This is a genomic window from Devosia sp. (assembly GCF_035944845.1).
GTDB lineage: Bacteria > Pseudomonadota > Alphaproteobacteria > Rhizobiales > Devosiaceae > Devosia_A.
Window position 1 is genome coordinate 20,420 of record NZ_DASZAW010000021.1, and the last position, 7,732, is coordinate 28,151.

Here is a 7,732-nt window from a genome sequence, read left to right on the forward strand (position 1 = left end):
CAGCGGCCGGTGGCTGTGGACCCCCACCCCTGTCCCCTCCCCCTAAACAAGGGGAGGGAGACGCCCACTGGGAGGCTGGTGTTTTGGTCTCCCTCCCCATTCTTAGGGGGAGGGATCAAGGGTGGGGGTCGGCACGCACCAGCGGCAGAGGTCAACCGTTAGTTAACTCGCCTCACGCATTGCCTCGCCGCCCTGCAACAGTCGTTCGAGCTGGGCGAGCCGCAGCGGGCGGGCGAACAGGTAGCCCTGGAACTCGCGACAGCCGAGGCGAGAGAGCAGCGCTGCTTCCTCGCGCCGCTCGACACCTTCGGCGGTGACGGCGAGGCCCATGGCGAAAGCGTAGATCATGGTGGATTCGACCAGTGCCGCCTGCACCGGATCGCTGTCGATCTCGGCGACCAAGGAGCGATCGAGCTTCACCCGGTCGAACTGGAACTGCTTCAGGTAGCCGATCGACGAGTAACCGGTGCCGAAGTCGTCGAGCGCGATGATGATGCCGGACTGGCGCAGCTGCTCGATCAGCCGGATGGCTCGATCGGGGTGGGACACCAGAAAAGACTCGGTGACTTCCAACTGCAGCCGGCCGGCGGCGACACCCCATTCGTCGAGTGTCGCGAACACCGTTTGCGGCAGCGCCGGGTTCCGCAGCTGGGCCGGCGAGACGTTGACCGAGATCTTCAGATCACCGAGGGGGCCGATCTCCTCGATGGCGCGACGCAGCGCGAACATGCCGAGGTCGTCGATCAGGCCGGAGGCCTCGGCGGCCGGAATGAACTCTCCCGGTCCCATCGGGCCGGCGGCACGGCGGTTCCAGCGCATCAGCGCTTCGACGCCGAGAATGGCTTGAGTGCGGAAATCGATGATCGGCTGGTACTCGAGGTCGAACTCGCCGGCCTCCAGTCCGCGGCGGATATCGGCCTGCAATTCGATGCGGCGGCGCCGCTCGTCTTCGATCGCGGGGTCATAGGCGACGGTGTGGTTGCCGCCGGTCTCGCGCGCCCGCGCCACGGCAGTCTCGGCCATGCGGATCAGGTTGCCAACGTTATCACGCTGTGTCGGTGCATCGGCGACGCCGATGCTCAGCCCGATCTTGAGCTTGAGATTGCCGACCGGCACCGGGTCGGCGGCGCCGGCGAGAATACGATCGGCGAAATCGCGGATCTTTTCGGCAGCATCATCGCCGAGGCGCGCCAGCGACAGCTCGGTCGGACTGGTACGAGCGAGGATGGCCTGCCCGTCGGTGATCGCCTCGAACCGGTCGGACAGGGCGGCCAGCAATTCATTGGCGGCCTCGCGACCATAGAGCCCCACAATATCCTGCAGGCCATCGATGTTGATCTGGCTCACGGCGACCGGCAGTTCGCCACGCTTCCTGGGGATCGACTGGGCGATGTGCTCCTCGAGGCCGAAGCGGTTCAGGAGCCCGGTGGTGCCGTCATAGCGGGCATTGTACCAGTCGCGCTCCTCCGATGCGGTGCGCAGCTTGATCGAGTGGCGGAAGGCGGCGAGCACGACGAAGATCAGGCCGCCGATGATCAGCATCACCAGCACCGCGATGGTGGCGGTGTGGGCGAAGGCCGGATCGCCCGGGCGGCGCGGCGGCCAGTCGATGGTGGCGATATCGGCTCCCGCCGCATCGGTGAGCGCCATTGCGTCGTGGTCGGGCTTGGGCACCTCGACCAGCCGCGGCAGCGGCAGCTGGAAGCGAGTGGCAACATCGCGCAGCATGATGTCGTCGAGCTGGCGCGCGAGCCAGAGAATGCGCCGCTGCTCGCGCGGAATACTGGCCTGGCCGGAATTACCGTGGACGACGGCGCCGGCGAGTGCCGCGGCGCCGCGGGCGTTGCGCGACAGATTGGAGACGGTCGCATCATCGCCGGCCTTGGCGATGCCGGCCTCGAGCCGTTCGAGCAGTTGCGGCACCCCACTGAACAGGTCGGCGAGCGCACCGGTCACTGGTCCGCGGCTGGTTTCGCCGAAGATGATAGTGCCGTTCACGTCGGTGAGGATGGCAGTGTCGTAGGTATCGGAAATGCGCGCAGTGGCACCCCAGACGCTGTCGAGCCAGGCCGGGTTGGGCTCGATATAGGTGTTGATATAGGCCTCGGTCCAGGTCGCCTCATCGGCGGTGCTCTCGGCGAGCCCGACCACCAGCGACTCGACGGCGGCGCCGATGGCGCTCTTGCCGCGGTCGGAATCGATGGCGTTCATTTCGGCGCTCATCAGGTGCATGGCGACGAACACCAGCGCGCAGACGCCGAAATACACGGCGACCGCCGGCAGGGCGATCCACAGGGTGAAGTTCAGTAATGCCGACCGGCGCGCCGGCTTGCGCGCGCTGCGGGCGCTAACAGCCGAAGCCGACGTGCTTTTGGCAGCTTTGGGCAAGTCGTGACACCGGCGTGGGAAGCATCGCCGAACGCTACGAGCCGCCGCTTAACACCGGCTTAAAGTGTGCGGCAGATCAGGCCGAAGCCAGGGCCGCTTTCCTCGCCAACCGCGCCTTGATGCTTTCGACATCGGCGCGCGGCGTCGCGGCAAACAGCGAGCGGGTATAAGGATGCTCGGGGTTGGAGAACAGCTTTTCGCGCGTCCCCTGCTCCACCGCCTCGCCCAGGTACATCACCATCACCTCGTCGGCGATGTATTTCACGACGCTCAGATCGTGGCTGATGAACACGTAGGTGAGCCCGAACTCATCCTGCAGATCGGCGAGCAGGTTGAGGATCTGCGCCTGCACCGACAGGTCGAGCGCCGAGACCGGCTCGTCGAGCACCAGCAGCGAGGGTTTCAGGATGATGGCGCGCGCGATGGCGATGCGCTGGCGCTGGCCACCCGAGAACATGTGCGGATAGCGGTTGAAGTGCTCGGGCTGCAGCCCGACCTTCACCAGCATGTCGAGCGCACGGTCGCGCCGTTCGGCGGCGGGCATGTCGGTGTTGAGCAGCAAGGGCTCCATCAGCACATTGCCGATTTTCTGGCGCGGGTTCAGCGAGCCATAGGGGTTCTGGAAGACGATCTGCACCTTGCGGCGCATGGCGGCAGTCACGCCGGTCTTCTTGATGTCGATGGTTTCGCCATCGATCAGCAGCTCACCGTCGGTCTGCCGGTCGATCAGCGTCAGGATGCGGGCCAGCGTCGACTTGCCCGAGCCGGACTCGCCGACGATCGCGAGGGTCTTGCCCTGCTCGAGCTTGAAGCTGACGCCCTTGACCGCATGCACGGTGCGGCCGCCGCCGAAAAGGGTGCCGCCGATATGATAGTCGCGAACCAGGTTTCTGGCTTCGAGGACGGTCGACATCACACCGCCTCCTCGAAATTGGCACCGGTAATGGTCGGCAGGCGGTCGCCGGTGGCGTTGTCGGGCAGCGCCGCGAGCAGCGCGCGCGTGTAGTTGCTCCTGGGCGCTGTGAAGAGCTCGAGCACGCCCGCCTCCTCCATCTTTCGGCCCTTGTACTGCACCACCACGCGATCGGCGGTTTCGGCGACGACGCCGATATTGTGGGTGATCATGATCAGGCCCATGCCGTGCTCGGCCTGCAGCCGCACCAGGAGGTCGAGAATCTGCTTCTGGATGGTGACGTCGAGCGCGGTGGTCGGCTCGTCGGCGATCAACAGCTTGGGATTACAGGCGATGGCCATGGCGATCATGACGCGCTGGTTCTGCCCGCCCGACATCTGGTGCGGGTAGGACTTCAGCCGCTCCGCCGGGTTGGGAATACCGACCTGGTCGAGCAGTTCGATGGCGCGAGCCCGGCGCTGGGCCTTGCCCATGCCGAGGTGGAAGCGCAGCACTTCCTCGATCTGGAAGCCCACCGTGAAGCAGGGGTTGAGGCTGGTCATCGGCTCCTGGAAGATCATGGCAACGTCCTTGCCGATGATCTTGCGCTTGTCGGCAGCCGACAGGGCGAGCAGATCCTTGCCGTCGAACGTCATCTTGTCGGCGCTGACATGCGCGGTGGGCGGCAGGAGGCCCATTACCGCCAGCATGGCCACCGACTTGCCGGAGCCGGACTCGCCCACAATGGCGAGCACTTCGCGGGCATCGACATGGATATCGATGCCTTTGACGGCGTTGAACACGCCGACCGAGGTATCGAAGCTGACGGTGAGGTTTTTGACTTCGAGCAGGTGCATCGCCTCAGCTCCGCTTGAGCTTGGGATCGAGCGCATCGCGCAAGCCGTCGCCGACCAGGTTGATGGCGAGCACGGTGATCAGGATGGCGAGACCGGGCATGGTGACGATCCACCAGGCGCTGGTGATGAACTCGCGGGCACGGGCCAGCATGGTGCCCCATTCCGGCGTCGGCGGCTGCGCGCCCATGCCGAGGAAGCCGAGTGCCGCCGCCTCGAGGATGGCGTTGGAAAAGCTCAGCGTCGCCTGGACGATCAGCGGCCCGAGGCAGTTGGGGAGGATGGTGATGAACATCAGCCGGATGTGGCTGGCGCCGGCAACCTTGGCCGAGGTGACGTATTCGCGGCTCTTCTCGCTCAGCACCGCGGCGCGCGTCAGGCGGGCGAAGTGCGGCTGCAGCACCAGCGCGATGGCCAGCATGGCATTGAACAGGCCGGGCCCGAGGATTGCCACCAGCACCAGCGCCAAGAGCAGCGAGGGGAAGGCGAGGATGATGTCCATCACCCGCATGATCAGCGCATCGACCCAGCCGCGGAAATAACCGGCGAGCAACCCCAGGGTAACGCCGACGATCAGCGCGCCGGTGACGACGATGAAGCCGATCATCAGCGAATAGCGCGCCCCGTGGATCAGGCGCGAAAGGATGTCGCGTCCGACCTCGTCGGTGCCGAGGAAGAACTGCGGTTGCGTGCCCCCGGCCCAGGGTGGCGCCATGCGGATGAACTCGCGGAACTGCTGGTCGGGCGAGAAGGGCGCCAGCACCGGCGCGAAGATCGCCACGAGGATCAGCAGCAGGAACACGGCGAGGCCTAGCACCGCGCCATGGTTCATCGAGAAGTAGTACCAGAACTCGCGCAGACCGCTGAAGCGGCCGGGAGCGGGGGAGGTCGTGGTGGTGGTTTCTGCGGCCATCACTGCACCCTGATGCGCGGATTGATGACGGCGTAGAGGATGTCGACGATGAGGTTCACCGCCATGACGATCAACGCGATAAGCAGCAGGCCCGACTGCACCGAGACGTAGTCACGTTTACTGATCGAGTCGATCATCCACTTGCCGATGCCCGGCCAGGAAAAGATCGTTTCGGTCAGGATGGCGCCGGCCATCAGCAGCCCGACCTGGAGGCCGATCGTGGTGACGACCGGGATCAGCGCGTTGCGGAAAGCGTGCACGCCGACGACACGGTTGGGGTCGAGCCCCTTGGCGCGGGCGGTGCGGACGTAATCCTCGCCCAGCACTTCCAGCATGGCAGAACGGGTCTGCCGCGCGATGACGGCGAGCGGGATGGTGCCGAGCACGATGGCCGGCAGGATCAGGTGGCGCAGCGCCGAGACGAAGCCAGCGGGTTTACCGGCGAGCAGGCTGTCGATCAGCATGAACCCGGTGATGCGCGGGAAAAAGAAGTTGAGCGCGATACGGCCCGAAACCGGAGTCCAGCCGAGATAGCCGGAAAAGAAGATGATGAGGAGCAGCCCCCACCAGAAGATCGGCATCGAGTAGCCGGCAAGCGCCACGCCCATGGTGATCTGGTCGAACCACGAGCCGCGCTTGATGGCGGCGAAGATGCCGGCGGGGATGCCGAGCGCCACGGCGATCAGCATGGCGAACAGCGCCAGCTCGACGGTCGCGGGGAACAGCGTCAGGAACTCATCGATCACCGGCCGCTTGGTGGCGAGCGAGATGCCGAAATTGCCCTGCAGGACGCCGGCCACGTAGTTGAAATATTGCTGCCAGATCGGCAGGTTGTAGCCGAACTGTTCCTTCAGGATCTCATAGCGTTCGGGGGTGACGCCGTGCTGGCCGGCCATCGCGAGGATGGGGTCGCCGGGGAGCAGGCGGATGAAGGCGAAGGACGCGATCGTGATGCCGATGATGGTCGGCACGATCAGGGCCAGTTTCTGAAGGATGAAGCGCAACATTACTTATGATGTGCCAAAGGGCAGCGCTGGTCAAAGCACTGCCCTTCAGTTTTTCTTGTCTTATTCAGTGACGTCGACGTTGTCGAAGCGGTGGATGCCGAGCGGGTCCATGGTGTAACCCATGACGCGCTTGTTCATCGGCATGAAGACCTTGGAGTGGGCGATGGTCATCGCCGGCTCTTCAGCTTTGAAGATTTCCTGGGCCTTGGTGTAGAGCGCAGTACGCTCGGCCTGGTCGGAGACCTTCTTGGCGTCCTGGATGGTCTTCTCGAAGTCGTCGTTGCACCAGCTCGAGTAGTTGGAAACGCCAATAGCCGAGCAGGAGAACAGCGTCGCAAAGAAGTTGTCCGGATCACCGTTGTCGCCGGTCCAGCCGATCTGGAACGCACCCGGGCGGTCCTTCTGCTTGCCGCGCTCGCGGTACTCGGTCCACTCGTAGGTGACGATGTTGGCGGTGACGCCGACAGCGGCCCAGTCGGCCTGGATCAGCTCAGCGACGCGCTGGGCGTTCGGGTTGTACGGACGCGATACCGGCATGGCCCACAGGTCGAGGGTCAGGCCCGACACGCCGGCATCGGCCAGCATCTTCTTGGCCGCCTCCGGATCGTAGGTGGTGTCGACGATCGCATCGTCATAGGACCACATGGTCGGCGGGATCAGGTTCTTGGCCACCTGGCCAGCGCCTTCATAGACCGCGTCGACGATCGCCGTCTTGTTGATAGCCATCGACAGCGCCTTGCGGACGTTGGCGTTGTCCATCGGAGCGATCGTGGTGTTGTACGACATGTAGCCGATGTTGAGGCCTTCCTGCTCCATCACCTGGAGGTTGGCATCATCCTGCAGGCCGGCCACGTCGGCCGGAGCGGGATAGCTCATGATGTCGCATTCGCCGGCCTTCAGCTTCTGCGCACGCACCGCCGGATCCGTGGTGATGGCGAAGATCAGGTCGTCGAGCGCTACCTTTCCGCGCCAGTAGTCAGCGAAGGCCTGGTAACGGATGACGGCGTCGGTCTGGTAATCGACGAACACGAAGGCGCCCGTGCCGACCGGCTTGTTGGAGAAATCGGCAAGCGCGGCCGGGTCATTCTTGGCCAGCAACTGGTCGGCGTATTCCTTCGACACGATCGAAGCGAAGTCCATGCCGAGGTTGGCGATCATCGGCGCGTTGGGTTCGTTCAGCGTGATCACGACGGTGAGGTCGTCAGCGCCCTTTTCGACCGACTTGAGGAACTTGGGCATGTCCATGCCCTGGAAGTAGTCCCACGAGATGCCCTCGAGGTACTTGTTCCACGGGTTGTCTTCCTTCCACTGACGCTCGAGCGAGAAGATCACGTCGTCGGCGTTGAGGTCGCGGGTGGGCGTGAAGTACGGGGTGGTGTGGAACTTCACACCAGAGCGGAGCTTGAAGGTGTAAACCAGCCCGTCGGCGGAAACTTCCCAGCTCTCAGCGAGGCCCGGAATGACGGCAGTGCCGCCATGCTCGAACTCGACGAGGCGGTCATAGATGGTGCGCGAGCTGGCGTCGAAGTCGTTACCGCCGGTGGTCGGACCGGGGTCGAAGTGCGCCGGCGAGGCTTCCGAGCAGAACACGAGCTGCTTGGCATAGACGCTGCCGCCCATCACCGCGACGAGCGCAGTGGCGGCGAGCAGGGTTTTCATCAAATGCATGATGGTTGTC

The 7,732-nt window shown here is 64.6% G+C and carries 6 protein-coding genes; all 6 read right to left on the reverse strand.

The window, feature by feature from the left end; translation table 11 throughout:
• Positions 1-162: 162 nt before the first annotated feature.
• Positions 163-2,388 (reverse strand): bifunctional diguanylate cyclase/phosphodiesterase, encoded by a 2,226-nt coding sequence (locus VGV07_RS03495; RefSeq protein ID WP_326867300.1) that lies wholly within the window; start codon positions 2,386-2,388, stop codon positions 163-165.
• Positions 2,389-2,464: 76 nt separating this feature from the next.
• Positions 2,465-3,301, reverse strand: a complete 837-nt coding sequence (locus tag VGV07_RS03500; RefSeq protein ID WP_326867301.1) for a dipeptide ABC transporter ATP-binding protein — start codon at positions 3,299-3,301, stop codon at positions 2,465-2,467.
• Positions 3,301-4,137: an ABC transporter ATP-binding protein gene (locus VGV07_RS03505; RefSeq protein ID WP_326867302.1), complete on the reverse strand. Its 837-nt coding sequence runs from the start codon at positions 4,135-4,137 to the stop codon at positions 3,301-3,303. The genes VGV07_RS03500 and VGV07_RS03505 overlap by 1 nt, the downstream gene beginning before the upstream one ends.
• A gap of 4 nt (positions 4,138-4,141) precedes the next feature.
• A complete protein-coding gene (locus VGV07_RS03510) occupies positions 4,142-5,047 on the reverse strand; it encodes an ABC transporter permease subunit (RefSeq protein WP_326867303.1) in 906 nt (301 codons plus the stop codon).
• A complete protein-coding gene (locus tag VGV07_RS03515) occupies positions 5,047-6,054 on the reverse strand; it encodes an ABC transporter permease subunit (RefSeq protein WP_326867304.1) in 1,008 nt (335 codons plus the stop codon). Before VGV07_RS03515 ends, VGV07_RS03510 begins: the two co-directional genes overlap by 1 nt.
• Positions 6,055-6,114: 60 nt before the next feature.
• Positions 6,115-7,722, reverse strand: coding sequence for an ABC transporter substrate-binding protein (locus tag VGV07_RS03520; protein WP_414649908.1), 1,608 nt, complete (start codon positions 7,720-7,722; stop codon positions 6,115-6,117).
• Positions 7,723-7,732 lie beyond the last annotated feature (10 nt).